This is a genomic window from Corynebacterium sp. (assembly GCF_030532965.1).
In the GTDB taxonomy this organism is placed as follows: Bacteria; Actinomycetota; Actinomycetes; order Mycobacteriales; family Mycobacteriaceae; genus Corynebacterium.
In genome coordinates, this window is record NZ_JAUNKC010000002.1 from 21,784 (window position 1) to 47,705 (window position 25,922).

The 25,922-nt window shown below is 58.7% G+C and carries 25 protein-coding genes; 5 read left to right on the forward strand and 20 right to left on the reverse strand.

Annotated elements, in window-relative coordinates; translation table 11 throughout:
* Positions 1-31: 31 nt before the first annotated feature.
* Together Q4D85_RS01400 and Q4D85_RS01405 are read right to left on the reverse strand one after the other, a co-directional pair.
* Positions 32-229, reverse strand: coding sequence for a hypothetical protein (locus tag Q4D85_RS01400; RefSeq protein WP_303197719.1), 198 nt, complete (start codon positions 227-229; stop codon positions 32-34).
* Positions 223-1,770 (reverse strand): glycerol-3-phosphate dehydrogenase/oxidase, encoded by a 1,548-nt coding sequence (locus tag Q4D85_RS01405; RefSeq protein WP_303197720.1) that lies wholly within the window; start codon positions 1,768-1,770, stop codon positions 223-225. The genes Q4D85_RS01400 and Q4D85_RS01405 overlap by 7 nt, the downstream gene beginning before the upstream one ends.
* 88 nt (positions 1,771-1,858) lie before the next feature.
* Here Q4D85_RS01405 and Q4D85_RS01410 point away from each other — a divergent pair, with 88 nt between their 5' ends.
* Together Q4D85_RS01410 and Q4D85_RS01415 are read left to right on the forward strand one after the other, a co-directional pair.
* Entirely contained in the window at positions 1,859-3,466 is a 1,608-nt protein-coding gene (locus tag Q4D85_RS01410) for an FAD-binding oxidoreductase (RefSeq protein ID WP_303197721.1), read from the forward strand.
* Positions 3,463-4,356, forward strand: a complete 894-nt coding sequence (locus Q4D85_RS01415) for a diacylglycerol kinase family protein (protein WP_303197722.1) — start codon at positions 3,463-3,465, stop codon at positions 4,354-4,356. The genes Q4D85_RS01410 and Q4D85_RS01415 overlap by 4 nt, the downstream gene beginning before the upstream one ends.
* Here Q4D85_RS01415 and Q4D85_RS01420 read toward each other — a convergent pair.
* From Q4D85_RS01420 to Q4D85_RS01440, 5 genes are all read right to left on the reverse strand, one after another.
* Positions 4,340-5,608, reverse strand: coding sequence for an HNH endonuclease signature motif containing protein (locus tag Q4D85_RS01420; RefSeq protein WP_303197723.1), 1,269 nt, complete (start codon positions 5,606-5,608; stop codon positions 4,340-4,342). The genes Q4D85_RS01415 and Q4D85_RS01420 overlap by 17 nt on opposite strands.
* A 97-nt stretch (positions 5,609-5,705) precedes the next feature.
* A complete protein-coding gene (locus tag Q4D85_RS01425; RefSeq protein ID WP_303197724.1) occupies positions 5,706-7,046 on the reverse strand; it encodes a DHA2 family efflux MFS transporter permease subunit in 1,341 nt (446 codons plus the stop codon).
* A gap of 33 nt (positions 7,047-7,079) precedes the next feature.
* Positions 7,080-8,726: a phospho-sugar mutase gene (locus Q4D85_RS01430; RefSeq protein ID WP_303197727.1), complete on the reverse strand. Its 1,647-nt coding sequence runs from the start codon at positions 8,724-8,726 to the stop codon at positions 7,080-7,082.
* A 3-nt stretch (positions 8,727-8,729) separates the two neighbouring features.
* A complete protein-coding gene (deoC, locus tag Q4D85_RS01435; protein ID WP_303197730.1) occupies positions 8,730-9,377 on the reverse strand; it encodes a deoxyribose-phosphate aldolase in 648 nt (215 codons plus the stop codon).
* A gap of 17 nt (positions 9,378-9,394) precedes the next feature.
* Positions 9,395-10,678 (reverse strand): thymidine phosphorylase, encoded by a 1,284-nt coding sequence (locus Q4D85_RS01440; RefSeq protein WP_303197731.1) that lies wholly within the window; start codon positions 10,676-10,678, stop codon positions 9,395-9,397.
* Positions 10,679-10,922: 244 nt separating this feature from the next.
* On the opposite strand from Q4D85_RS01440, the gene cdd reads away from it, so the two are divergent.
* Positions 10,923-11,327 carry a cytidine deaminase gene (gene cdd / locus Q4D85_RS01445; protein ID WP_303197733.1) on the forward strand — a complete coding sequence of 135 codons (405 nt, stop codon included), beginning with the start codon at positions 10,923-10,925 and terminating at the stop codon, positions 11,325-11,327.
* 12 nt (positions 11,328-11,339) lie between these two features.
* Complete coding sequence (locus tag Q4D85_RS01450; protein ID WP_303197734.1) at positions 11,340-12,554, forward strand: NupC/NupG family nucleoside CNT transporter; 1,215 nt, start codon at positions 11,340-11,342, stop codon at positions 12,552-12,554.
* 132 nt (positions 12,555-12,686) lie between these two features.
* Here Q4D85_RS01450 and Q4D85_RS01455 read toward each other — a convergent pair whose 3' ends face one another.
* Both Q4D85_RS01455 and lysS read right to left on the reverse strand, forming a co-directional pair.
* Positions 12,687-13,121 (reverse strand): hypothetical protein, encoded by a 435-nt coding sequence (locus Q4D85_RS01455; RefSeq protein WP_303197735.1) that lies wholly within the window; start codon positions 13,119-13,121, stop codon positions 12,687-12,689.
* 3 nt (positions 13,122-13,124) lie between these two features.
* Positions 13,125-14,711: a lysine--tRNA ligase gene (gene lysS, locus Q4D85_RS01460; protein ID WP_303197736.1), complete on the reverse strand. Its 1,587-nt coding sequence runs from the start codon at positions 14,709-14,711 to the stop codon at positions 13,125-13,127.
* A 79-nt stretch (positions 14,712-14,790) separates the two neighbouring features.
* Between lysS and Q4D85_RS01465 the strand changes: the two genes are divergently transcribed.
* Positions 14,791-15,684, forward strand: coding sequence for a carbohydrate kinase (locus Q4D85_RS01465; protein ID WP_303197738.1), 894 nt, complete (start codon positions 14,791-14,793; stop codon positions 15,682-15,684).
* Between the two features lie 225 nt (positions 15,685-15,909).
* Here the strand turns inward: Q4D85_RS01465 and Q4D85_RS01470 are convergent, their stop codons facing one another.
* The 11 genes from Q4D85_RS01470 to Q4D85_RS01520 form a co-directional block, all read right to left on the reverse strand.
* Positions 15,910-16,710 (reverse strand): pantoate--beta-alanine ligase, encoded by an 801-nt coding sequence (locus Q4D85_RS01470; protein ID WP_303197739.1) that lies wholly within the window; start codon positions 16,708-16,710, stop codon positions 15,910-15,912.
* Positions 16,711-17,334: a hypothetical protein gene (locus Q4D85_RS01475; protein ID WP_303197741.1), complete on the reverse strand. Its 624-nt coding sequence runs from the start codon at positions 17,332-17,334 to the stop codon at positions 16,711-16,713. It abuts the gene before it with no gap.
* 5 nt (positions 17,335-17,339) lie between these two features.
* Positions 17,340-18,461, reverse strand: a complete 1,122-nt coding sequence (locus Q4D85_RS01480; protein ID WP_303197743.1) for a DUF6779 domain-containing protein — start codon at positions 18,459-18,461, stop codon at positions 17,340-17,342.
* A gap of 10 nt (positions 18,462-18,471) precedes the next feature.
* A complete protein-coding gene (locus Q4D85_RS01485; RefSeq protein WP_303197745.1) occupies positions 18,472-18,939 on the reverse strand; it encodes a DUF3180 domain-containing protein in 468 nt (155 codons plus the stop codon).
* Positions 18,936-19,418 carry a 2-amino-4-hydroxy-6-hydroxymethyldihydropteridine diphosphokinase gene (gene folK, locus Q4D85_RS01490; protein WP_303197922.1) on the reverse strand — a complete coding sequence of 161 codons (483 nt, stop codon included), beginning with the start codon at positions 19,416-19,418 and terminating at the stop codon, positions 18,936-18,938. Before folK ends, Q4D85_RS01485 begins: the two co-directional genes overlap by 4 nt.
* Entirely contained in the window at positions 19,418-19,789 is a 372-nt protein-coding gene (gene folB / locus Q4D85_RS01495) for a dihydroneopterin aldolase (RefSeq protein WP_303197746.1), read from the reverse strand. Before folB ends, folK begins: the two co-directional genes overlap by 1 nt.
* 8 nt (positions 19,790-19,797) lie before the next feature.
* A complete protein-coding gene (folP, locus tag Q4D85_RS01500) occupies positions 19,798-20,598 on the reverse strand; it encodes a dihydropteroate synthase (RefSeq protein ID WP_303197748.1) in 801 nt (266 codons plus the stop codon).
* 3 nt (positions 20,599-20,601) lie between these two features.
* On the reverse strand, positions 20,602-21,171 hold the full coding sequence (gene folE, locus Q4D85_RS01505; protein ID WP_303197750.1) for a GTP cyclohydrolase I FolE: 570 nt from the start codon (positions 21,169-21,171) through the stop codon (positions 20,602-20,604).
* Entirely contained in the window at positions 21,171-23,579 is a 2,409-nt protein-coding gene (ftsH, locus tag Q4D85_RS01510; RefSeq protein WP_303197752.1) for an ATP-dependent zinc metalloprotease FtsH, read from the reverse strand. The genes folE and ftsH overlap by 1 nt, the downstream gene beginning before the upstream one ends.
* Positions 23,580-23,732: 153 nt before the next feature.
* Positions 23,733-24,329 carry a hypoxanthine phosphoribosyltransferase gene (hpt, locus tag Q4D85_RS01515; protein ID WP_303197753.1) on the reverse strand — a complete coding sequence of 199 codons (597 nt, stop codon included), beginning with the start codon at positions 24,327-24,329 and terminating at the stop codon, positions 23,733-23,735.
* A gap of 204 nt (positions 24,330-24,533) precedes the next feature.
* On the reverse strand, positions 24,534-25,574 hold the full coding sequence (locus tag Q4D85_RS01520) for a hypothetical protein (RefSeq protein WP_303197754.1): 1,041 nt from the start codon (positions 25,572-25,574) through the stop codon (positions 24,534-24,536).
* Positions 25,575-25,922 lie beyond the last annotated feature (348 nt).

Here is a 25,922-nt window from a genome sequence, read left to right on the forward strand (position 1 = left end):
TAAAGACCTGTACGCCGGTAGCGAACACACGTTACGGCACCCGGGCGGCAAAATTCGCGGCCTCAATGCCACTCGTGCGCTCCGGAAACCGACGCGGCGAAGCTGGTGCAACCGCCTTGGGTTTCTTGCTTTTCGACGCCCGCATCACCGCCCCCACCAGCTTCGCGCTCAACACCGGGTGGTCAACCTGCATCCGGGACACGAACCGATTCCGCCACCCCTTTAACATGACACCTCCGCAACAATCGCGGCAACCTCGGCGAGCGCCGCTTCCCGATCCGCCGGAACCAACCCAATTCGGGTACGCCGATCCACCACATCGTCGGCATCCAATGCGCCTTCGTGCGTGATGGCAAATTCAACCTCCGCCCGGGTAACGTCCAGGCCAGCCACCTTCTCCAATGGTCGGTCAATCGTGGCGCGGTCGACCACCATGCGGGCCTCCAAGCCGTACCGCGCGATTAAACTCTCGGGCAAACCTGCGTGATCGGCGGCGGTTTTCCCCTGGGATTCACTATGCCCCGGCGCGCCCACCAGCGGATACGCGTGCGTGCGGCACGGCCCGGCGGGCAGCTGGCGGCGGCGGATAACCTCATCGACGGTTTCCTGCGCCATCAGCCGGTACTCGGTGAATTTCCCGCCGACCACGGAAATGACCCCGGTTTCCGACTCTACAACCGCGTGCTTGCGGGATAAATCCGCCGATCCTTTGGACTCGCCGGAATCAATAAGTGGCCGCAGCCCCGCGAATGCCCCCACCACATCCGCCTCGGTGAGATCGGTGGCCAATGCCCGATTGAAAGCAGCAAGCAGGAATTCCTCGTCTTCTTTCGTCGCTTCCGGCACCTCTGGGATGTCACCATCCAATTCCACATCGGTCAAACCCAGATAGACGCGCCCTAATTGTTCCGGCATGGCGAACACAAACCGGGAGATGCTACCCGGCAGCGGCACGGTCAGCGCCCCAGTGGGATTGCCCAGCCGGTCTGCGGGGATCACAAGATGGGTGCCCCGAGAGGTGCGCAAGTTAATTCCCGGATCCACCTGACCAGCCCATACTCCGGCGGCGTTGACCACCGCTTTGGCTGTGATGGTCAGCCGCGCGCCGGTTTTTTCGTCGACAAGCTCCGCGCCCGTACCCGACACATTCAGCGCCGACACATACGTCAAAATCTTGGCCCCGGCGCCCACTGCGGTGCGGGCGACGGCCGTGACCAAGCGGGCATCGTCGATCATCTGGCCGTCGAAATTCACAAACGCGCCCTTCAGCCCATTCGGGTTTGCGGCCGGGCACAACGCCAACGCTTCACGACGCCCCACGAAACGGCTACGCGGCAACGTGGCAGATTTCGTGCCCGCCAACAGCCGCAACACGTCGCCCGCCCAAAAACCCAGCCGCACCGCAGCTTTCTGCAACAGATTGGTATCCGGGCCGACCAGCGTCACCTGTGGCAAAGCCGACACCAGGTGCGGGGCGATCACCTCCATCAACAACCTACGTTCCTTCGCGGAATGGAACGCGATTTTCACCTCGCCCTTCGCCAAATACCGCAAACCGCCATGCACCAACTTCGACGAAAACCGGCTGGTCCCGTGCGCTAAATCCCGCTGGTCGACCACCAGGACGCGAAGCCCCCGGGTCGCCGCATCCAACGCCACCCCCACCCCGGTGATTCCCGCCCCCACAACCAACAGGTCAACCTCCGGGTTGTTTGACAGCTCATCCCACCAGTTTGTGCGAACATGAGCATTCAACGTGGTTGACGACATAGCTACTCCCCAGAAAATGTGTGTACATCACCAATCATGCGTCCGAAATACATGCGTGTCAACGACACTGCCCACCTATAGTGAAAGTATGACACCTGCTTTCCCCACCCCACCCATGCATTTCAACCTCTGGGGAACCCCTGAAGAGGCACAACCACTGTCCGAAAGCATGCTCAAACTGCTCAAACCCACCCTCGGACTCAGCCACAAACCACCCACCCACCTCACCCTCAACGACGTCACCATAACCCCCAGCGCGCTTTCCGACGACGACCTGGCGGAGCTTGCAACAATCATCGACCCCGCGCGCATCAGCGCATCCGACACCCAGCGGGCGCCGCGGGCGCGCGGCAAAAGCTACCTAGACCTCATCGAATGGCGAACCGGCACCCCCATCACTGCCCCCGATGCTGTAATAGCGGCGGTGTCGGAGGACGAAATCCTCCAGCTGCTCCGGTGGTGCACCGACAACCACGTTGCCGTCGTGCCGTTCGGCGGCGGAACCAGCGTTGTCGGCGGCATCACGCCACTAGCCGGGCAGCACCGGGCGGTAATATCCATCGACCTGGCGCTTTTCGACGAAATCTACGACTTCGACGAAACCTCCATGGTGGCCGAGGTGGGGGCCGGATTAACCGGCCCGCACGCCGAACTCCTATTAGAGGAATGGGGGGTACAAATAGGGCACTATCCGCAGTCATTTCCCTACGCCACCATCGGCGGCTATGCGGCCACCCGCTCCTCTGGGCAATCATCGGCCGGATACGGCCGCTTCGACGACATGGTGTGCGGGCTGACCGTCGTCACCCCCACCGGTGTAATACGGTTGGGGGACCGGTCGCCCGCATCGGCCGCGGGCCCCGACTGGCGGGAGATCTTTCTCGGTTCGGAAGGCGTATTCGGGATCATTACCAGGGTGAAGCTACGGGTTCACCCCATTCCGGAGGCCAAGTATTACGAAGCGTTCAGCTTCCCCACCTTCGCCGCGGGCGCGAAGGCATTGCGGCTGGTGGAACAGACCGGCACCGGGCCCACCGTGATAAGACTGTCGGATGAGATTGAAACGGCGCTGAATTTGTCGTCGACAAGCAATATCGGCGACGAAAGCCCCAGCGGGTGCCTCTGCCTCACCATGTTCGAAGGCACCAAAGAACACGCCGCCGCCCGCCACAAAGAAACCCGGGAACTCATCCTCAAAAACGGCGGCAGATCCCTCGGCGAAACCCCCGCCCGGGTGTGGGAACAAGGGCGCTTTGCCGCCCCCGTCTTCCGCGACGCGCTTCTCGACGCCGGTGCGCTGTGCGAAACGCTCGAAACCGCGACCTATTGGGGGAACGTCGAAAAGCTCAAAACGGCGGTCGGGCGGGCGCTTGTCGACGCACTAGCAGGCGCCGACACCATGGCCATCATCATGTGCCACATCAGCCACGTCTACCCCGAAGGCTGCTCCCTCTACTTCACCGTCGTCGCCGGGCAAACCGCCACCCCCCGCGAACAATGGGCACGGGCGAAAAAAGCCGCCAGCCGGGCAATCCTCGACGCCGGCGGAACCATAACCCACCACCACGGGGTAGGCACCGACCACGCCGACTACATGGGCAACGAAACCGACCCACTGACCGCAACCATGCTCACCGCGCTCAAAACCACCCTCGACCCCGCCGGAATACTCAACCCAGGAAAACTCCAACCATGAAACGAATCGCGCTACTGACCAACCCCGCCGCCGGAAAAGGCACCGCCACCGAAGCCATGCACAAAGCACGACGCCGCTTCCAAGCCCACGGCATCGACGTTATTGGAATCTCGGGGGCAACCAGACAATCCAGCGCCGAACTATGCAAACGCGCCCTGGAGGAAAACATTGATGCGCTCGTAGTCTGCGGCGGCGACGGAATGATCTCCCTCGCGCTGCAAGAACAAGCAGGAACCCACATACCATTGGGCATTATTCCGGCGGGGACCGGCAACGACCACGCGCGGGCGTTCGGGATACCGCTCGATGCGGAGGAAGCGGCCGACGTGGTGGCGACCGGCACCCCCTCTATTACAGACTTGGGGGTAATGAAACAGGGGGAACGCGAACGCGTCTTTGGGACCGTCGCATGCACTGGTTTCGATTCTCTCGTCAACGATCGTGCTGCCCGCCTCCCCTGGCCGCGCGGAAGTAGCCGATACCTTGCGGCTACGGCGCTGGAATTTGTCAGATTTCACGCGATGGATATGATCATCACCTTTGATGATGGTTCCCCCCAAACCTTTAATGCGACGTCGCTGGCTGTCGGAAACACCAGCAGCTACGGCGGCGGCATGCTCATTTGCCCGTCGGCGTCGCCGTACGACGGTGTTTTTGATGTAACCATCATTGAGGAAATGGGGCGGATTGATGCCATGCGAAAGTTCCCGAAGATCTTTTCGGGTGACATTGGCAGCGTAGATTCGGTCCGTACGTTTCAGGCCAGGAAGGTGCGGGTTGATATGCCGGTTCCGGTGGCGGCGTACGCCGATGGGGAGCGGTTTACATTAGTGCCGGTGGAGTGTTCGGTATTAGAGAAACAGGGGTGTTTTATTATTCCTGCTGTTTGATGGTCTGGGCGCGGTTGTGCATGTCTTGGATGTCGAGTTGCGCTACGTGTAGTTTTGCCTCCGGGTACCAGGTGTGACATGCGCAGCTGTGTGTGTTGTGGGCTGTGCGGGTGTCGCCGTTGAGGATGGCGTCGGCTTGGGCTTTGGCCCCTCGTCGTATAGCGGGGTGGAGGTTGGCGCGGATCGTGCCGTCGGTTTGGTGGAGGGCGACGAGGTTTCGGCCCTCGATGTGGCTGAGGTGGCCGTTTTTGGGGCGGGTTCGGTCGTCGTCGTTAAGTTTGTTGTGGTAGCGGCAGAGTGGGGCGAGGTTCCAGGGCTCGGTGGGGCCGCCGGAGGCGTAGGAAATTATGTGGTGGATGTCGCAGATGGCTGCGGGCACCGTGCAGTCGGGGTGGGCGCAAATGAGGTGTTCAAGGATGCTCAGCGCGCGTTGGGATGCGTCGGCGCGGCGCTGAATGGCGATTGGTTCGAGGCAGACGGTGCCGCCGTCTTCGGTGGGCAGCATCGGGACCGCCCAGCCGTGGGGGTTGATGGTGTCGGCGACGATGTCTCTAATGTTGACTAGTTCGCCGTCGGAGTTGACGATCCGCCCGTCGGTCATGCAGGTGGCTTGTGCGAGGGGAACGAGAAGTGCAACGTTGTGGCGCAGGTCGAGCGGGTCGGTATTGGTGGCGGTACCCCCGTCCACGATGCGGTTATATGCGGCTAGCGCGTAGCCTTCGGCGAGGTCGACGGCGTGGCGGGCGTGCAGTAGCGCGAGGGCGTCTTCTTTGAGCAGGACTTGAATGCGGGTCAGGTGCGCCGCGGGGAGTTTCCACAGTGCGTGTTTCATTCCGTCAACGTCGGGGGTTGCGGAAAACCGGAGGTGGCTTTTGCGCGGGGCGATGGAACGGGCGGTTTCAAGGTAGCTGGTGATGAACCGTTTGAGTTCGTCGACCGTGAGTTGATCGGCGGTGTTGAGCAGCTCGGTTTTGAATGCGCCGTGGTCGATGTCTTTGTTTGCGGCGGTGCGGATGCCTTTGGCGATCGTGGTGAGTTTCGCCAGCGGCAGCCGGTGGTTGCTGGCGATTGTGAGGTCGGCGTCGCTGAGCAGTGCGGCGTCGCGGATGAGGTGGCTGGCGTCGCTTTTCGACGTCCCCAGGGCCGCAGCGAGCGCGTCTGCGCGCACCCCCAAGTCTTTAATAGCGCGGAGGATGCCCGCGCCGTCGGCCAGCGCCGCGGCGTACCTATTAAGGGATTGGGGGAGGTCCATGACCTACACCCTAGCGAGCATTTTCCATCATTTGTGCAGGTTATGAACTTTTTCTCAGTTTCGGTTTTTAGGGAACCAAATAGGGGAGAAAATGAGTCTAATGCAGGTTTTTCACGCCATAAATCGTGGCGCTTAGCGCCATGACGGTTGCGGTGGCAAAAGCGAGGAACGCGCCGTGGCTGGTGGTGGTTCCAAAGGAGTGCGCCGCGATGAGGATGGCAGTTCCCACCGCCCCAGCGAATTGTTGCAGGGTGCTAAGAATTGCCGAGCCGTGCGGGTACTGGTCGGGGCTGAGGCTGGCAAGCGCCGTTGTCATCAGCGGTCCCATGCATAGTGAAACCCCCACCGCCACGATGGCGAACCCGGTGGCGCACAGCAGGATTCCGACAATTGGTGTGGTGACCAGATAGGCGGTGAGGGTGACTAGGCCAAGTCCTGCCACGAGGCACACCAGTCCGGGCCGGACCAGGGGTTTGATTCCCACTTGGTCAAATATGCGGCCGACGACGGGGGCGGCGAAGGCTTGGAATAGGCCATTCGGCATGATGGCGAGCCCGCTGACCACGGTGCTGGCATTAAGGGATTGCTGGAGATAGATGGGGACGATGGTCAGGGAACCTAAGAACAGCGCCATGATGAAGACGACAACCACGACGCAGTGGGTGAACGTCGACAAGCGGAAAACGCGCAGGTCTAGCAACGCTGTTCCTGCCGCAGCGCGCCGCAATTGGCGCCAGATGAAGACGGCGATGACCACGCTCGCCGCCGCGCCGACAACCGGGCCGCCGCCGCTGAGCGCGTAGATCAGGCCGCCGAATCCGAGGGCGGAAAGCACGACGGAGAGGACGTCGAGCGGGGCTTTGACCGATTCGCCGACGTTGCGGACCAGGAGGTAACCGGCGATCGTTAACGCCGCCACAATGGGGGTCATGAACCAGAACAGGAAGTTCCATCGGAAAAATTGCAGCAAAATCCCGCCGGTCGTCGGGCCGAAAGCGGGAGCCATCGCGATGACGATGGTGATCCACCCCATCATTTCGCCCCGGCGCTGAGCGGGAACGACCGTCATGAGGGTGGACATGAGGAGCGGGAACACTAAGGCGGTGCCGCTGGCTTGGATGACCCGCCCGAGTAGCAAGACGGGAAAATTCAGCCCGGTGGCCGCCACGATCGTCCCACTAAGGAACAAGGTGGTGGCGGTAAGGAACACCGCGCGGGTGCTGAACCGCTGCACAATGAAGCCGGTGGTGGGGATCACCACCGCCATGGTGAGAAGGAAACCCGTGGTCAGCCACTGCGCCTGGGTGGGGGCGATGTGGAAATCCGCCATGACCGCCGGGAGGGCGACTGTCATGATGGTTTCGTTGAGGATCATCACCGCGGTGGCGGCAACAAGAACGGCGATGAGCCATGTGGTTTCCCGGGTCATTTTTTCCATGTGGCGATTATGCCCGCCCCCCGGCGCGGTTTCCTAACCCGCAAGCCCCAGCGCCGCCGCCAGCTCTGCCCGCAATTGCGCCAGACGCTCCTCGGCCACCGTTCTATCCGCCGTGACTACCTCCAGGTAGCATTTCAGTTTCGGTTCGGTGCCGGACGGCCGGACCACGATCCGGTCGTTGGCGGTGGTTTTCAACCAGAGCCCATCGGTTGGCGGCAGCCCGGCGAAGCCTTCCGCCAGGTCGACGCATTCGCAAACGGTTGCCCCGGCAAGCTGCGCCGGTGGTTGTGAACGTAGGCGTTCAAGCGCTTGGGTTATGTCGGCGGGGTCGGACATTCTAAAGGTCAGGGGGCTGGTCGCGTACACGCCGTAGGTGTCGTAAATTTCGGCGAGGAAGTCAGCTAAGTTGCGTGCTTTTCGACGCAACCCCGCCGCGATCAGCGCCACCCGCACGCTTGCGGTGATCCCGTCCTTATCGCGCACCAACGCCGGGTCGCAGCAATACCCCAGGGCTTCTTCGTAGCCGAAAACCACATTGGGGGTGCGGGCGATCCACTTGAACCCGGTGAGTGTTGCCGCGTATTCAAGACCGTGGCGCTTGGCTATTTCCGACAGCAGTCGTGAGGAGACTATCGAGCAGGCAAGGGTCTTGTTACTGCCCGCGTTTTCCCGGGCGATGGTCTCCCCCACGATCGCGCCTACCTCGTCTCCAGTCAATTGGCGCCATACCCCCGTTTCTTTAATAGCGACGGAGCAGCGGTCGGCGTCGGGGTCCAGCGCCAGGATCAGTTCCGCCCCATGCTCGTCGGCGGTGCGGTAGGCCAGATCCAACGCGCCTTTTTCTTCCGGATTGGGAAAGGCGACGGTGGGGAAATCCGGGTCGGGCTGGATTTGCTCGGGCACCGGGATGATTTCAGAAAACCCCGCCCTATTAAGGGCTTGGGTGAGAACCGCACCCCCAACACCGTGCATGGCGGTGATCACGATCGGCATGTCCGATTCGGTTTCGGGCAGCTGCGGCAGGTGGCTTAGCGACTTCCCAAGATAGGTCGAGACAATGCTGTCAGGCACCCAAGTAATGCCGTCCGTCCTGCGGGGGATCTGGTTCGCGGCAGGTGCCGCTTCAATGCAGGCAGCAATGTCGTGGTCGGCGGGGCTGATCAATTGCACCCCGGTGGCGTTATCGTCAGCAACCAGCCGACCGCCGAGATACACCTTATAGCCGTTATCCTGCGGCGGGTTGTGGGACGCAGTAATCATGACACCCGCATCGGCATCGAAGTACCGGGTGGCAAAGGCGGTAATGGGGGTTGGTAATTGCGCAGGCAATGCAATCACGTCGCAACCTGCGGCGGCTAGCGTCTGGCAGGTAGCCGCGTGGAATTGGGCGCTGCCATGACGAGCATCGCAGCCCACAACCACCTTGGGGGTTGCCACCCGCTGGTTCAGGTAGGCCGCCAACCCGGCGCTGGTCCGGGTGACGGTAGCCTCGTTCATGCGGCTTTCACCGGCTTCCACCTTGCCACGCAACCCGGCGGTGCCAAACGCCAGGGGGCCGGTAAACCGCCGGGCTAATTCCGTATGGTTGCCAGCGCTGATGAGATTCCGCAGCTCCTGTTGGGTTGCAGGGTCAGGGTCGCCGGCAATCCAGGTTTCGGCGGTAGCGATCAAATCGGACATGGGTTACTCCAATCCGTGAAGGATAGCCGTGGTGGCGGAGCAGCCAAGCCGGGTCGCACCCGCCTCAATCATGGCCAAAGCGGTGGCGGTATCCCTAATCCCGCCGGAGGCTTTCACACCAAGCCTGCCACCCACGGTTTTCGCCATGAGTTCTACCGCGTGGGTCGTTGCTCCGCCCGCCGGGTGGAAACCGGTGGAGGTTTTCACGTAGTCGGCACCCGCTGATTCGGCGGCTGTGCAGCAGGCGACGATTTGTTCGTCGTTAAGCGCGGCGGATTCGATGATGACTTTCAGCAGCGCGCCGGGAATGGCCTCGCGCACGGTGCGGATGTCCGCTTCCACCGCTTGAAAGTTGCCGCTTGTGGCTTCGGCGATATTGATGACCATGTCGACTTCGTCGGCGCCGTGGGCTACTGCGAGAGCGGCTTCGTGGGCTTTGACACCGGGGTGGTGGCTGCCGGATGGGAAACCGCAGACGGTGGCGACTTTGATGTGCTCGGGTACCGAGACTGGCAGGTGGGACGGTGAGATGCAGATGGAGTAGGTGCCCATCGCCGCTGCTTCGTCGATAAGCGTGCGGATATCCTCGCTGGTGGTTTCGGGTTTAAGCACGGTGTGGTCGATGTAGCGGGCGAGTTCAGCGGGTGTCATTGATGGTTCCTTTCGGTTTACAGGACTTTATCGAGAATGATGTCGCGCGGGGCGAGTGGGGTATCGCCTATGACGATGCCCGGCAGGATGGACTCCAGTGCGCGGTCGAATCGGTCGGGGGTCTCGGTGTGCAGGGTGAGCAACTTTTGCCCCTTGGTGATTTTCTCGCCCAGATCCGCGTGGATTTCAATTCCGGCGGTTAATTGCACTGGGTCTTCCTTGCGGGCCCGGCCTGCCCCGAGTCGCCAACTACCCACCCCAAGGGCGAGTGCATCGAGCTCGGTGAGGTAGCCGTCGGCGTCGGCAAGCACCTCGTGGGTGTGCGGTGCCCGGGCGAGCGGCGCGTCGGGGTCGCCGCCTTGGGCGCGGATCATTTTGCGCCAGGAGTCCATCGCGCGGCCGTCTTTGAGGGCTTCTTCAACATCGGCGTCAGGAATGCCGCACATGTCGAGCATATTGCGGGCGAGTTCGCAGGTAATGTCGATCAGGTCTTGCGGCCCGCCGCCTGCCAATACCTCGATGGATTCTTCTACCTCAAGCCCGTTGCCGATCTTTCGTCCCAACGGGGTGGACATGTCCGTAAGCAACGCCCGGGTATCTACGCCTGCGTCTTTGCCCAGGTCGACCATGGTGCGGGCGAGCTGGCGGGCTTTGTCGAGGTCTTTCATAAACGCCCCGGACCCGACTTTGACGTCGAGAACCAAGGATGCGGTGCCTTCGGCGATTTTCTTACTCATGATCGACGATGCGATCAGTGGGATGCAGTCGACGGTGGCGGTGATGTCGCGCAGCGCGTAGATCTTCTTGTCGGCTGGGGCGAGCCCCGCACCTGCTGCCGCAACCACCGCCCCGGAGTCTTTCAAGATTTCCAGCATCCGGTCATTGGACATGTCCGCTTTCCAGCCGGGGATTGCTTCCAGTTTGTCCAGGGTTCCGCCGGTGTGGCCTAAGCCGCGGCCGGATAGCTGCGGAACCGCCACCCCATAGGAGGAAACCAGTGGGCCAAGCGGCAGGGTGACTTTGTCGCCCACCCCGCCGGTGGAGTGCTTATCAGTGGTGGGTTTGCCGAGCCCCGCGAAGTTCATGCGTTCGCCGGAATTGATCATTGCGTTGGTCCAGTCGACGATTTCCCGGCGTCCCATGTCGCGGATAAAAATCGCCATGTTCAGTGCGGCCATTTGTTCGTCACCCACGACCCCGCGGGTGTAGGCGTCGATTACCCAGTTGATTTGGTCGGTGCTTAGTTCCCCACCATCGCGTTTGGTGCGGATGATGTCGACGACATCGAATTGCTCAGCCATGACATTTCCTTTCTGTGATCTACCCCATAGGAGCATGTGCCAAGTTGGGTACGTCTCTTGCTTTTGATCCTACCCACGATTATCATCACGACTAGAACAATTGTCAATAATCAAAATTTACAAATGTGCCAATGGGGTGAGGTGGCCACCCATGATTGCCAGCACCCCAGCTACACAGGCACCATTGAAAGTAACGACAGGTGCCCTACCCCACCGGACCTGAAGAAAGGATGGCTCGCCTCTCATGACAACCGACACCGAACTTCTCACCCTAGCCCGCACCGCCGCGACCCACGCCTACGCCCCCTATTCGAAATTTTCGGTAGGCTCCGCAATCCGCATGACAGACGGAACCATCTACAGCGGCTGCAACGTCGAAAACGCAAGTTATGGGCTCACCATTTGCGCAGAACGCAACGGCATAACCACGATGATCGCCGCAACCGACAGCCCCGAGCAACGGGCCATCGATACCGTCGCCATCGTCAGCCTGAATGCCACCAACTGCTGGCCCTGCGGCGCATGCCTGCAAGTGCTACGCGAATTTCACTGCCGCCGGGTCATCGTCGAAGATCCGGCTGGCCAGCCCACCACCGTGCTTTTCGACGACCTCTTGCCGTATTCATTTGGACCGGAACACATCGCTTAAGGACAAACCATCATGGATCGTTTCCAAGGACTCATCGGCATTATCGCCATATTCGCCATCCTCATAATCTTCTCCTCCGCCCGCGCCCAGATTAAATGGCGCACCCTCGGCGTCGGGCTAGCACTCCAAATGTGCTTCGCACTTCTGGTTTTGAAATGGGACGTCGGCTTCCGCGCCCTACAGTCAGTCTCCGCCGGGTTAGAAAAGCTCATCGATTTCACCAACGAAGGAACTTCCTTCGTTTTCGGCCCCTTATTCGGCGAGAAAGTCGGATTCATCTTCGCCCTCAACGTCCTACCCGTCATTATCTTCCTCGGTGCCATCATCGGCGCCCTCTACTACCTGCGGGTATTGCAATGGTTCGTGGAGATCGTCGGCACCGCCCTCAATAAAATCATGGGCACTTCCAAAGTGGAATCAGTGTGGGCCTCCACGGTTATCTTCCTCGGCCAGTCGGAAGCCCCACTGGTGATCAAACCGTGGCTTCCCAAACTCACCCGCTCCGAACTGTTCGCCTGCATGTCCGGCGGCTTCGCCTCCGTCGCAGGTTCTACCCTGGTCGGCTATTCCCTGCTCGGCGCACCGCTGCCCTACTTGTTGGCGGCATCGATCATGAACGCACCCGCCTCGTTGATGGTGGCCAAAGCCCTCATGCCGGAAACCGAAGAGTCCCAGGTCAACGCCAACGTCCGCAATATGCGTGATGAAAAATCCAAAAACATCATCGACGCCATCGGCGCCGGCGCCCTCTCCGGCGGGCACATCGCCGTCACCGTCGCCTGCCTGCTGATCGCCTTCATCGCAACCATCACGATGCTTTCGACGATCATAGGCGGCATTGGCAGCTGGTTCGGCCAAGAAAACTGGTCGCTCGAAGGGCTCTTCGGCATCATCTTCGCGCCACTAGCCTGGGCGATCGGCGTGCCGTGGGAAGAAGCCGGATTGGTCGGTAACTTCATCGGCCAGAAAACCATCATCAATGAATTCGTCGGCTACACGTCCTTCTCCGAACACGTGCAAACTCTCTCCGACAAATCCATCATGCTCACCTCCTTCGCCCTGGCAGGTTTCGCCAACATCTCCTCCATCGCCATCCAAATCGGCTCCTTCGGCGCGCTGGTTCCGGAGCGGCGTTCCGAGGTGGCATCGCTTGGGCTCAAGGCCCTCTTCGCCGGTTTCTGCACCAACATGCTCAATGCAGCCATCGTGGGTGTCATTGTGTTCTAGACAGTAAGGGCGTCGAAAAGCAGTGCTTTTCGACGCCTACCTGTGTGCTGCGAAACCTCAAAACCCAGCCCGCGACACGCCGACGGGATTGCACAAACGCAGCACACAGCAAGGCACACAAATGTTTACAGATTAGACAACGGGCAACGCATCACAATTGCCGGTGACTCGACAAAACTCTGCCATGACATCAAGCACAACCGACACCATGTGCGGTGCTTCTTCTCGAACGCATTCGATAAGGTACTCCCAGTCAGCCAATGTGGTTGCCTCGGCAATCAAGTCGTGTACCCATTGATTTTCGTCTACCACAACACCCGAGCCGACTTTTTTCGCACCCTCCATGATGGAGAAACACGCCCCCGGGATTAGTTCAGAATAATCCACCGGGTACATCGGATGCGCTTCAGTCAAAAATTCTTGATCGAACTGCGGGCATCCTCCGTCGCTGAATTCAACTCCGAGGTATTCGGTTCCCACCACCAAGTGAGGTCGATAGTTCCAAAACTCGGGTGGGGTTTTGCGGACACCAGAATGGAAAACCACCTTCACCCACACCGAGCTCACCAACTATTTTTGTTCTGGCTTCACCATTGGGAAAAGAACGGTTTCGCGGATGCCCAATCCGGTCAAGGCCATCAGCAGCCGGTCGATACCCATGCCGCAGCCTGCGGTAGGCGGCATACCCTGTTCCATAGCTGCGAGGAAGTCCTCATCCAGAACCATCGCCTCATCGTCACCACCGGCGGCCAGCCGCGCCTGGTCCTCGAAGCGCTCCCGCTGGATCACCGGGTCAATGAGTTCGGAGTACCCGGTTGCCAGCTCGAAACCGCGCACGTAGAGATCCCATTTTTCAGTCACACCCGGTTCACTGCGGTGCTGACGGGTCAGCGGGGAGGTTTCCACCGGGAAGTTGCGCACGAAGATAGGGCCATGCAATTGGTCTTCGCACAGTGTTTCCCAGATTTCCTCGACAAGCTTTCCATGCCCCCAGCCACCCTTGACGGGAACTGTAAGTCCGATAACCTCCGCTATTGCCTTAAGTTCTTCCACCGTGGAATGGATGGTCACTTCCGGCTGGCCGGGGAATTTCCGTTGCAGCGCCTCGTTGAGGGAGGGATACATTTCGATGCTCTGCCACTCGCCACCCAGGTCGTATTCGGTGCCGTCGGCAAGCGTAACGGTGGTGGAACCAAACACTTCCATTGCAACGGACTGCACCAGGTTCTTCATCAGCTCAGCGCCGTCGTCGTAAGTACCCCACGCCTGGTAGGTTTCCAGCATGGCGAACTCCGGCGAGTGGGAGGAATCGACACCCTCGTTACGGAAATTGCGGTTGACCTCAAAAACACGCTCCATGCCGCCCACAACACAGCGCTTGAGGTACAGCTCCGGCGCGATACGCAGATACAAGTCAATGTCGAGCGCATTGGAGTGAGTCATAAACGGCCGCGCTGCCGCTCCACCGTGCAGGGTTTGCAACATTGGGGTTTCCACTTCCAGGAACCCTTGGGATTCCAGGTAGTTACGCAGCGCCCGCATAACCTTAATACGAGTCAACGCATTTTCGCGGGCTTTCTCCCGCATAATCAGATCCGTGTAGCGGTGCCGCACCCGGGTATCTTCGCTCATATCGGCAAACGCAACCGGCAACGGCCGGATCGCCTTGGCCGCCATGTGCCAGGTGCTGACCAAAATGGACAACTCGCCCCGCTTAGATGCAATAACCTTGCCACGCACCGACACGATATCGCCTAAGTCAACATCTGTTTTCCAGGAAGTCAATAGCTCTTCACCGACAACGGCCAGCGACAGCATCGCCTGAATTTGGGTGCCGTTTCCTTCTTGGATAGCTGCGAAACACAGCTTTCCGGTGTTACGCATAAAGAGAACACGGCCTGCGATCGCAACCTCAACTGAGGTTTCGTCACCGGCCCGTAAATACGTAACACCCACTTCGCTACCCGGCTGCTCATCTTCGGAAATAACCTGGAATTTCTGACGCAAATCAGTGATAGAAGTAGTGCGATCCACAGTCACTGGGTATGCTTCGCGCCCGGAGCTTAGCAGCTTATCGCGCTTTTCGCGGCGAATCCGTAGCTGTTCGGGTACGTTAGGGGTTTTGGTTTGCTTTGCGTCAGTCACGCCATTAGACATTAGTGCACTACGCCTGGATAGTCGAAACTTTTTATCGGTTACGGCTTGGAAACCACCGAAGCTCACTAAACTTGTAAATATGATCACAGTCTGCGGAGAAGGTTTAGTTGATTTGGTCCCGATGTCGGACGGTGCAAACGGCACCGACTGCAGATTGTCCCCACTACGCCCCGCGCTTGGCGGCGGCCCTTTCAACGTTGCGATCGCCGCCGCCCGTCAGGACGCACCGACCCAACTGCTCTCCAGATTGTCCCGCGATAATTTCGGCGCGGCACTGGTCGACGCATTGCAAGCCGAAGGCGTTGGAACATCATTGATTCAGCGTGGCGACGAGCCAACCACCCTGGCAGTCACGTCCCGCAATCTCGACGGCAGCGCGGAATACACGTTTTACCTTGACGGAACAGCCGACCGCTTCGTCGACCCGCCGACTGAAATCACCACGGATATAGCGTGCTTCGGCACAGTTTCCCTCGCACTTGAGCCCGGCGCGTCCCGCCTTAAGGCGTTGTTGCACAGACTCTCCGCCGCAGGCACTTTCATTGCGCTCGATCCTAATATTCGCCCGTTTTACGCCACAGATGCCCACCGCGATTTCATTTACTCACTGCTCCCCGACGTCGATCTGCTTAAGCTTTCCGATGAAGAGGACGAATTCCTGCAACACCCCACCGCCCCTATCAAAATGATTACTCGCGGCGGGGCCGGAATCGAGGTCATCGTTGGCGGCGAGACTGTTGTAGCGTCAGCACCCGCCATCACCGTCGCCGACACGATTGGCGCTGGCGATACGGTCATGGGGTGTGTGCTCGCCGAAATCCACCGGCTGTGCGGCGGGGAAAATGTGCGCGAACAGGCCGCGAATTTCACCCTGCCACAGTGGCACGACATCGCCAGCTACGCGGCAAACGCGGCGGCCATTAACTGCACTCGGTACGGCGCAAACCCTCCGCGGCGCGGCGAATTAGCCTAACTGGCTCGCTTTTCGACGCCCCCACACCCTCACTCCCTGTGTGCTGCGATCTCTCACCAACCCCCGGCGTGTCACACCCCGCACAACCAAGTTTCGCAGCACACCACACACCGTCGACAAGCACCACACTCATCAACCCTCACCCTCACCCCCTGTGTGCTGCGATCCATCACCAACCCCCGGCGTGTCGCACCCCGCACAACCAAGTTTCGCAGCACAGAGGTTTTAGGCCTCGAGGTTTTTAAACCCGATCCCTAGAGGAAGGCCAACGTTGTCGTGAAACTGTTGCCCATTGATGGTGACTGCGGCGAAAAGGCGAGCGTCGCCGGTTTCGGGGGCTGGCCCCAGGCCCGGGGAGAATAGTTCAAGGTAATCGGCGGTTAGGTTCGCGGCGGAGAGAACGGACCTGGCCGCCGTCAATACCGCAGCGGCACCATGTTCGCTTGCGTGAGCGCCTGCGGTTAACGCCGCCGAAAGCGCGAGCAATTGCTCCTGTTCAGATTCTGGGATATCGAGATTCTGATCGGATATCGCAACGCCACCAGGCATGCGCACGGTTGGCACGGAATGCACGGTGACCGGTAGGTGCAGGTCGGTGATCGCGTGTTGTACGGTAACGAGGAGCTCGTAGTTGTTTTCGCCAAGAATCACATCGCTGCAGCCCACCGCGCTGATGAGCGTGAGAATCCGGGTTGCGTCGGTGGCTAACCTGGCAGGTGCGTGCATTCCCAGATCGGCTACTGCGATCGTGGTGCGGAAGCCATTGGGCCACAGTGTTTCATCGGTGTAGCGGAACACGGCGTCGATGTGGGCGTCGACAAGCAAATTGTGCTCGACGGTGGGGTGCGCCGCCACGATGGTGACCGCGCCAGGCATGCGGCGCGCGGCGCGGATTAATGCGGCGTGACCGGCGTGGAAGTTGGATTGGAGCGGAATCAACACTACTGGTCGGCCTTTGCCGCGGAAAACACGGGCGATCCGGGCGGGGTCAGTCACCTCAAGCGCCTGGCCAAATTCAAAACTCACTTAGTTCTCTTTCGGATGGGGATTTTTAGCCACATCGACCATAGCAGCTAAAACGTCTGCTAACTGAGAATCGGCTAGCGTTGACAGGCTACGTTCCACCACCTGCGGATCAAGCAGAAATGACGGGACTGGGCTAGGTGGTAGCGCGGATTCGGATTGCAGCTCGGAGGCATGAGCCGCGACGTGATGCGACAGGTGGTGCAACAACAGTCCGGCAACAAAGGAGTCCCGGTGCTCAGGTGGTATGGAACGAAACCCCACCTGTAGTTCAGATGCCAGTAGCTCCAAGACAACGGGCATGATGTCATCGGTGCTTACCACCGCCCAGTTTCTATCCCCGTTCCATAACATAAGCGCCGTCATACAGCCTGCCGCTTTCAGTGCGTTCAGGCTGGTCAAATCGTGTGAAAGGCTGACAACGACAACCATAAGCCCAGGCCGAGCATGGTTGAGAACCGTGTCAATGTGGGCGGCTGTATCCGCGGCGGCCGAGTCGATGACCACCATGTCCACGGAATCGATTGTCAAGATGCCATGCACTCGGTGTCGAGACGCGTGTAATTGGGAGACAAATTCCCCAGAACCGAGCGCGGCGATGCTAAGCGTGGGTGGTGACACATCCATGGCTGTTAGTGTTGCCGCTTCAGCAGGTCCGCGACGCTAACCGACGCGGAGTTCTCGTCGCGGCGACGCCGCCTGCGTGGGGTGTCCGCCTCGTCGGCCTGCGGGGTATCTGGTTTTCGGTGTGAACCGTGCGATTCGAAACTGCGGGTTGAGGCTGGTTCTTCCTCTGGCTTACGGCGGCGACCGCCAGTGTCTGCGGCAGATGCTGGGCTTACAGAGGCAGCAGGAGCCGCGGAGGTTGTAGGAGTCGAAGGAGCCGTAGGGGCCGTAGGGGTCGATCCCATCGATCCATAGAGGTCCCGGAACTGTGGGACGGAGAACTCAAGATCCTGTGTTTCAGCAGGTGCCGCTGGTTTCGGCTCGACTGTGGGCTCGAAACGGGGCGGCAGGTGCGGGGCAATAATTGGCTCCGGCTGCGGAATTGGCTCTGGTTCCGGCTCCCGCCTTGGCTCCGGCCTTGGTTCCGGCGCGGGCGGGGTGATTCGCGCCCCCACCGGGAATTCACTGTAATGTTTGACCGGTGTTGGCTCAGGCACGTAACCGACCGCTGGGCCAACAATTGGCATTTCACCAGTGCTGGAAATTGACGTCGCGGTGATTGGGCTTTCTTTAAAATCGCTGGCAAACCGGGAGGGTTGCGGGTTAATGGTGGTTTCGATTTCGCGGATACGACGGGCTTCCGCACGGATCATCGTCGGTTCTTCTAATGAGTATCCCCGCAAATCCTCTAGTTGAGCGCGTAGTTGTTCCAGCTGTTCCTTGATCTCAGCGAGGGTGGCGGCTGATTCAGCTGCCGCAGCGGCGGTCCGCTCGGTGATTCGTTGTTCCATTTCCAGCTCACGGGCGGACTGTTCGGCATCAAATTCCAATTGGACTTGATACAATTCCGCCTCGTGCATTTCGCGCTGTTTTCCTAGTTCGTTTCGATACCGGTACGTCAAAACAGCGCCGATCGCGGCCGCCCAGAGGGCTGCTAACATGCCGAGTTTTAATACGCTGACGTTCCCGGTTACCATAGTGGTGATGCTGGCACCGATCGCGAGCACGACAAGCACAATGAGGAGCACCTGCCCCTTGTCGCGGGATGCGGCATTATCGTCGTCAGTTTCTGGTGGAAGCACACTCATGCATACCAAATTACCCGACAGTTTCTCCATCTTGGGGAGGCGGAGCGGTACAACTGCGTTCTAACCACAATCCGGCCGCCGATAGCGCGAGGCCGCCTAAACCTGCGGCGATGACGCGCGGGCCGTCGTCGCCAGCGGATAGCAAAAATGACATCCGGGGAATCACATAGACGCCCATGCCGGTATAGATGCCCGCAAAAATCGCCCCAGTCCACGCCGAGGTTTTGCCGATAACCAGGTAATATGCAACTTTTGTCGGCTCTAGTTGCGAGCGATCGAAGCCGATTCGATTGTCCGAAATTTTCCCGCGCACCGTCCATGCCAACAAGACGCACAATGCGGCCATTGCCCACAATGTAATGGCGACGGAGGCGGGCACCGCAGTCATCATGGAATAAAATTGTTGAACAATAATCAGCGTGGCGGCGGCGAACAGCCCCCACGTTCCCACCAATGCAGTCACAGACGTGGGCTTCATACCGCAACCACCGCCTCTACATCAGATCGATCAAGCTTTTCGACGATCCTAGCAACCGGTTCCCCCAAAAGTCGCGCATTTGGATCAGCTGCAAGCCACGGCACCAAAACGAATGCCCGGTGATGCGCCCACGGGTGCGGCAACAGCAACGTGGGGTCGTCGCAAAGCACCTCCGTGCCCGTGTCATCAATGACCTGGACAATATCCACATCCAGGGTTCGCGGCCCCCACCGTTTAACCCGCACCCGCTCTGCGGCTTCCTCCAGCCGCTGCCCGCGCCGCAATAGTTCCATCGGGCTTTGTTCGACCTCGACGATCAACACGGCGTTTAAAAACTCGTCCTGGTCGGTCACACCCCACGGCGGCGTTGAGAAAACCGGCGACTGTGCGACAATCTCGGGGGCAAATTCATCGAAAACTGTTTGCAACAGCTCGTACCGGTCGTCCATATTTGAGCCAATCGACAGCACCGCCCGAATCATGATCGCCCCCGAGACCTGCGCGCGACCACCGCGACGTCCGCAAACTCCAGCGGGATCGGCGCGTGTGGCTTGTGCACCGTCACCTCGACCGCGAACAACTGATCGAAAGTTGCCATAATCTCATCGGCGATCATCGCAGCGACCCGCTCGATCAGATCAAAACTGGGCCCGGTCACCACCTCGTGCGCAATCCGAGCCAATTCGGCGTAATTAACCGTAGCCGCCAAGTCATCCGTTTCGGCCGCCACCGAAAAATCAAGCCAGCAGGTCACATCCACCTGGAATTCCTGGCCGACTCGTTTCTCCTCCGGGAATACTCCGTGATAGCCGTATGCTTTCAGTCCAGAAAGCTCAATGCGATCCGCCATCGTAGCCGCTACTCCCCTCGCCTAATCCGGGCGGCGACATCTACCGCCGAACGCGAACTAGCCACGTCGTGCACGCGAACGCCCCACACCCCTTGAGCAGCCACAATTGCAGTTACCGCAGCCGTAGCCACATCCACATTTGGGCCTAATTCAGCCAAAAAACGCTTCCGCGACGCCCCAACTAACAACGGAAAACCAATGTCAGCCAACCGCGCCAAGCCGTGTAACAGCGCCCAGTTATTTGCAGCAGTCTTGGCAAAGCCCAAGCCCGGATCAAGGCATATTTGCTGCGGGGTAAGTCCGGCTGCCAACGCAGAATCGATAAGAGAATGCAACTTGGCCACAACCTCATCAACAACATGCGCACCGTGGTGGGCACCAGCAGCATCACCGAACCGATCCGTCTGCCAATGCATCAAACATACCGGGACCTGGGATTCCGCCATCACCTTCAGCATCCGGGGATCGGCCGCACCGCCGGAAACATCGTTAATCATCGACACACCAGCCGCCACGCACGCCTCAGCGACCGACGCACGCATCGTATCAACCGAGGTTTTAATGCCCGCAGTGGCTAATTCGGCAATCACCGGGACCACGCGATGCTTTTCGACGTCCTCCGGCACCCGCACCGCGCCTGGCCTAGTCGACTCCCCGCCGACATCAATGATGTCCGCGCCCTGGTCAATCAAGCTGTGGGCATGGCTGATGGCGGCATCGAAATCTATATACTTACCGCCATCGGAAAACGAGTCAGAAGTAACATTGACGATGCCCATAACCTGGGTGCGACCATGAGTCTCAAACATGCGTTATCCCCAGATAAGGCTCAATGCCTCGGCCCGAGAAGCTGCATCCCGCTTAAAACCGCCACGCACAGCCGACGTTGTGGTGGAGGCACCCGGTTTCCGAATCCCCCGCATCGCCATGCACAAATGCTCGCATTCAATGACCACGATCACCGAATGAGCCTCAAGTTTGGCCACCAATGCATCAGCAACCTGGGACGTTAACCGTTCCTGCACCTGGGGGCGCTTTGCGAATAAATCCACCAACCGGGCCAATTTGCTCAGCCCGGTCACTTTGCCGGAATCGCCTGGAATGTAGCCGATATGCGCCTTGCCGAAAAACGGCACCAAGTGGTGCTCGCACGTGGAATAAATCGGAATGTCTTTTACCAGCACCAATTCCCGATGATCCTCATTGAATGTCTTATTCAAAACCTCTGTCGGATCGGAATGCAAACCGGCAAACATTTCCGCATAGGCACGAGCCACCCGTGCAGGAGTTTCGCGCAACCCCTCCCGGTCTGGGTCTTCACCTACCGCCAATAGCAATTCCCGAACGGCAGCCTCCGCACGATCCTGGTCAAAAGAACCCATTAGTTCTTCTCCTCGTCTTTCGGCTGCTCATCATTCCACGGATTTTCCGTCCGCTCGTTCTCTGGTAACCGGAATCCGATTTCCTCCGTCGGGGCTACCGGTTGCGGTTGCTGCTGGGGCGCAGCCTGACCTGCATACGGGTTTGAAGCTTTATCACCTGGGACCGTCCACCCCGCAGGCGGTGGTGTACCAGCGTAGCGAGTCTGTTCTTCGTCTGGGCCACTTGGGACCACTGGAACCATTTCCGTCGGATAAGCCTTTGGATTAGGCCCTTGCGCCGCTGCTGTGGACTGGGTCGCTTCCTCGGAGGTTTGTTGTGGAATCGACTGAGCGGTTGCCTGCGGCACTGGCTGCGGCACTGGCTGCGGTGCAGGCTGTGGTGCAGGCACCCGACCAGCCGCTAACTCTTCGGCTCGCTTTGCACGGGCTGCTTTAGAAGCGTCCAGCAGGGAGAATCGCTTCGGTGGTTCTTCGCCGCGTTCAATTGCAAGTTCAGTTGGTGTCTTCACCGGTTCCCGGCCAGCCTGGCGTGGGAACCGCACGTCCTCATCGGGGAAGACTTCCCCGACTTCGCGCGGCGTGATGCCGTCGAAAAGCGCCTCTAGATCCGGGCGTCGCAGAGTCTCTTTCTCCAGGAGTTTCTCGGCTAAAAGATCCAAGTAATCGCGGTACTCAGCGAGGATGTTATAAGCCTCGGTATGGGCTTTGTCCATTAAGTACTTCATCTCGCGGTCAATCTGCGCCGCAGTCTCCGGCGAGTATTCCAACGCGCCCTGGCCTGGGCGGCCGGAGAACGGATCGCCCTGCTCATCGCCGTACTTCACCATGCCTAGCGACGGACTCATGCCGTACTCCACCAGCATAGCTTTCGCGATTTTAGTGGCCATCTCAATGTCGGCGGATGCGCCGGTGGTGGGCTCGCCGAACACCAATTCCTCCGCGGCGCGACCACCCATGGCGAAGACCAACCGGGCAAACAACTCATCCCGGTTGTACATGCCCTTATCGTCTTCCTGCGCGGTCATAGCATGACCACCGGTTTTGCCACGCGCCAGAATGGTCACCTTATACACCCGCTCGATGTTCTTCAGCGCCCACGCGGCCAGAGTGTGTCCACCCTCGTGGTAAGCGGTGACCTTCTTTTCCTTCTCGGAAATCACCTTGCTGGAACGACGCGGCCCACCGATCACACGATCCGTTGCTTCTTCCAAGGCGTCCGCGGTAATAACATTGCCGCCGATACGCGCAGTCAACAATGCTGCTTCATTGAGAACGTTAGCTAAATCCGCGCCGGACATGCCCGCGGTACGACGCGCCAACGCCTTCAAATCCGCATCCTTAGCAAACGGTTTGCCCTTCGCATGCACCTCAAGAATCTGCTCGCGTCCCTTCAAATCCGGATTTGTAACCGGAATCTGGCGGTCAAACCGACCTGGGCGCAACAGAGCTGGGTCAAGAATATCCGGGCGGTTCGTCGCAGCCATAAGGATCACGCCTTCTCGATCGCCAAATCCGTCCATCTCGACCAATAATTGGTTCAGAGTTTGTTCACGCTCATCGTGTCCACCACCCATGCCGGAACCACGCTGACGACCCACAGCGTCGATCTCGTCGACGAAGATAATGCAGGGCGAGTTTTCCCGTGCCTGTTTGAACAGGTCACGCACCCGAGACGCACCAACACCGACAAACATTTCCACGAAATCCGAGCCAGAGATGGAATAAAACGGAACACCCGCTTCACCAGCTACCGCCCGAGCCAGCAGGGTTTTACCCGTACCGGGTGGCCCATACAAAAGGACACCGCGCGGAATCTTTGCACCCAATGCTTCATAACGCGACGGGTCCTGCAAGAAGTCTTTAATCTCCTGCAATTCGTCAACAGCCTCGTCCGCGCCAGCCACATCGGCGAAAGTATTGGTGGGCATATCCTTGGTAAGTTCTTTGGCTTTCGAACCCGCAAACCCAAAGACTCCCATACCGCCGCCTTGCATTCGGCTGAACATCCACATGATCAAACCAAACACGATCAGCATCGGCAGGATGTAGCCCAACATCTGCATCAAGAAATTGTCTTGCGTGACGTTGGTTGTGAACTTATCGGTTTTCGATTCCGAAACCTTAGCGAAGATTTCCGGTGAGGTTCGCGCCGGATACTGCGCCATGATTTCTTTTATGTCTTTTTTACCCTCATGTTCAATGCCGTTTTTAAGCTTCAGACGCAGTCGCTGTTCGCGATCGTCAATATTGGCCTCTGTGACGTTGTTCTTCTCTAATTGGGTGATAGCCACAGATGTTTCCACCTTGACGAAACCCCGTGTTGAGGAGCCAAACAACGAAATCAGGTAAAGGGAAATCAAAACGATCGCCGTGATCGCCGCAATTTGAATGATCTTACTATTCTTCACGTTCACACACCTTGGAGCCCAGTTAAACCCCGTGGCCTCATACTAGTCACTAATGAAATCAACACTTAACTAACGACAAAACCCCGCCCCGAGGTTCCCACGCACACAAACATGACCTCGGGCAAACGGGGAAATCGGAACGGAACTAAAAAACTACGCGTCTGAATATACATTAGGGTGCAATGTTCCAACATATGGCAGATCCCGATACCGCTCCGCGTAATCGAGCCCGTAGCCGATCACAAACTCGTTGGGAATATCAAAACCGATATCCAGCAGGTCGACCTTGGCCGTTACCGCTTCCGGCTTGCGCAGCAGAGTAACAACCTCAAGCGATTTAGGTTTACGGTTCTTCAAATTCCGCACCAGCCAACTTAAGGTCAAACCGGAATCGATGATGTCCTCGACAATCAATACGTCACGCCCTTCAATATCGCGATCCAGATCCTTAAGAATCCGCACCACACCAGAGGACGTCGTCGAATTGCCGTATGACGAAACCGCCATAAATTCGACTTGCGAAGGAATACTCAACGCCCGCGCAAAATCGGTGATGAAGAACACCGCGCCCTTCAGCACACAGACCAGGATGAGGTCATCTTCTGCGTCTTGGTAGTGCTTAGACACCTTGTCCGCTATTTCTTGGATGCGAGAATGAAGCAGCTCTTCCCCAATCAAAACTGCTTCGACATCGTCACCGTATCGATGAGGCGGAACATTAAAATCTTTAGCTGAATGCATCTCGGTCACGATCGAAAGCGTCCTCTCGGAGAAGTTTGATAGCCAGCGAAACTGATTGTTACTGATCCCTGAAGACCAACAGCGCAAAACGCACGCAATACCCAAAAGTCTGCCATGTTTACCAAAGCTTTACCAACCTTCAGAAAAGCTCCTACTCAAAACCATCGATGTTCACTTCAAACTCAGTGCATCACCACCACACAAGACCAACGACTAGGCGGCTAACGGCTCCGCTATCGGAACGACATGCCTTCCCGGTGACTTCCGATTCGGATTCAATTGCAAAAGCCGCGACACCATCGGAATCAACCCATCCCGCAACTCGCGTGGCGACAAACGCAACGGATGATACCCCTGGTTGGCGATTTGAATCTGCCTAAGCCGCTCATCTTGAAGCACCTCCACCAAACCATGCCCCTGAACTTGTAAATGTTCCGGGTCATACTTCACGTCACCGTCGATTTCCACCTGAAGCCAACCGTCGATAAGCAAATCAATTCGCCGTTTCTGAAGTTCACCATATTCCGAACGGGTACAGACCACAGCCTGCACATCAATCCGCCGAATCCCCAGCTCCTTCCTAGACCGCTCCAAAATCCACCGTGCGTATGTTTCCCACACGCTTTCCGCCGAATCCACCGCGCGACCAAGCAATCTCAGCGCCCTCCTAACCCCCGGACGACCGCGACGCGCAAGCAAATAGCGCCTGACGGCCGCCGCTGTAGCTTTACCTCGACCAAGCACCCGACGCACCAATGCACTTTCAATAAAAGCCAAAGCCTCCAGCTCGCCGTGCCACAGCAAAATATCAACGAAAGTGCGGGGCACACTGGTCACACGCAGTCCGTTCACAATTTCGACCTCATCCAGCGGTAACAACCGGTCATGGTATCGAACATTCCTCCGCCATTTGCTTCGACTGGGCGGCCGCCGGTTCTCCGGCAAACAGAGATCAATTGTCTCGACCCTCCCTAGGTTGAGTGTCGGCAAGCCATGCACCTCTGCGGCCGCCAAACCACACAACACCGCAGTTCGCACCCCATGTCCGACCGCAAATACTTGTGCTTTTCGACGCTCCCACCAGCGCATTCCGTTAAAAACGTCCCGCCGCATGAAAACCCGCGGCGTCAGCCGCACAAATTCCTTCACCCAAGCTAGATCCGTGAGCGCTTCAGTCCTCGCCTTGCCGGAGTCCGGCAACCTGAACAGGTGCGTACTCCGCTCGCCAGGTACCACCCAACACTGAGTATCCATATCAGCCCCTATTGGTTCATTTGTTCTAATAAATTCAATCATCCACAAAACCGACTGTGCGCACAATGGGAAAACTAAAATTCATCGCTAAATTAACCCCATTCGGGGCAGTATATTTTCGAATGGTTCCTGCCATCTCCCAGGTGTGCTGCGCTTGTTTTGTGGGCGGGCGCCCGGGAGGCGTCGAAAAGCAGGAAACGCAGCACACTGGTAGGGCATCATGCAACATGGACCGTGGGCGAACCAGCCAGGCAGCCGTGTGCTGCGTTCTCGCATTAACAACCCGCGACACGCCGGGGCTCATCCCCACATCGCAGCACAGCGCCGACAGCACAGAAAACATCAAAA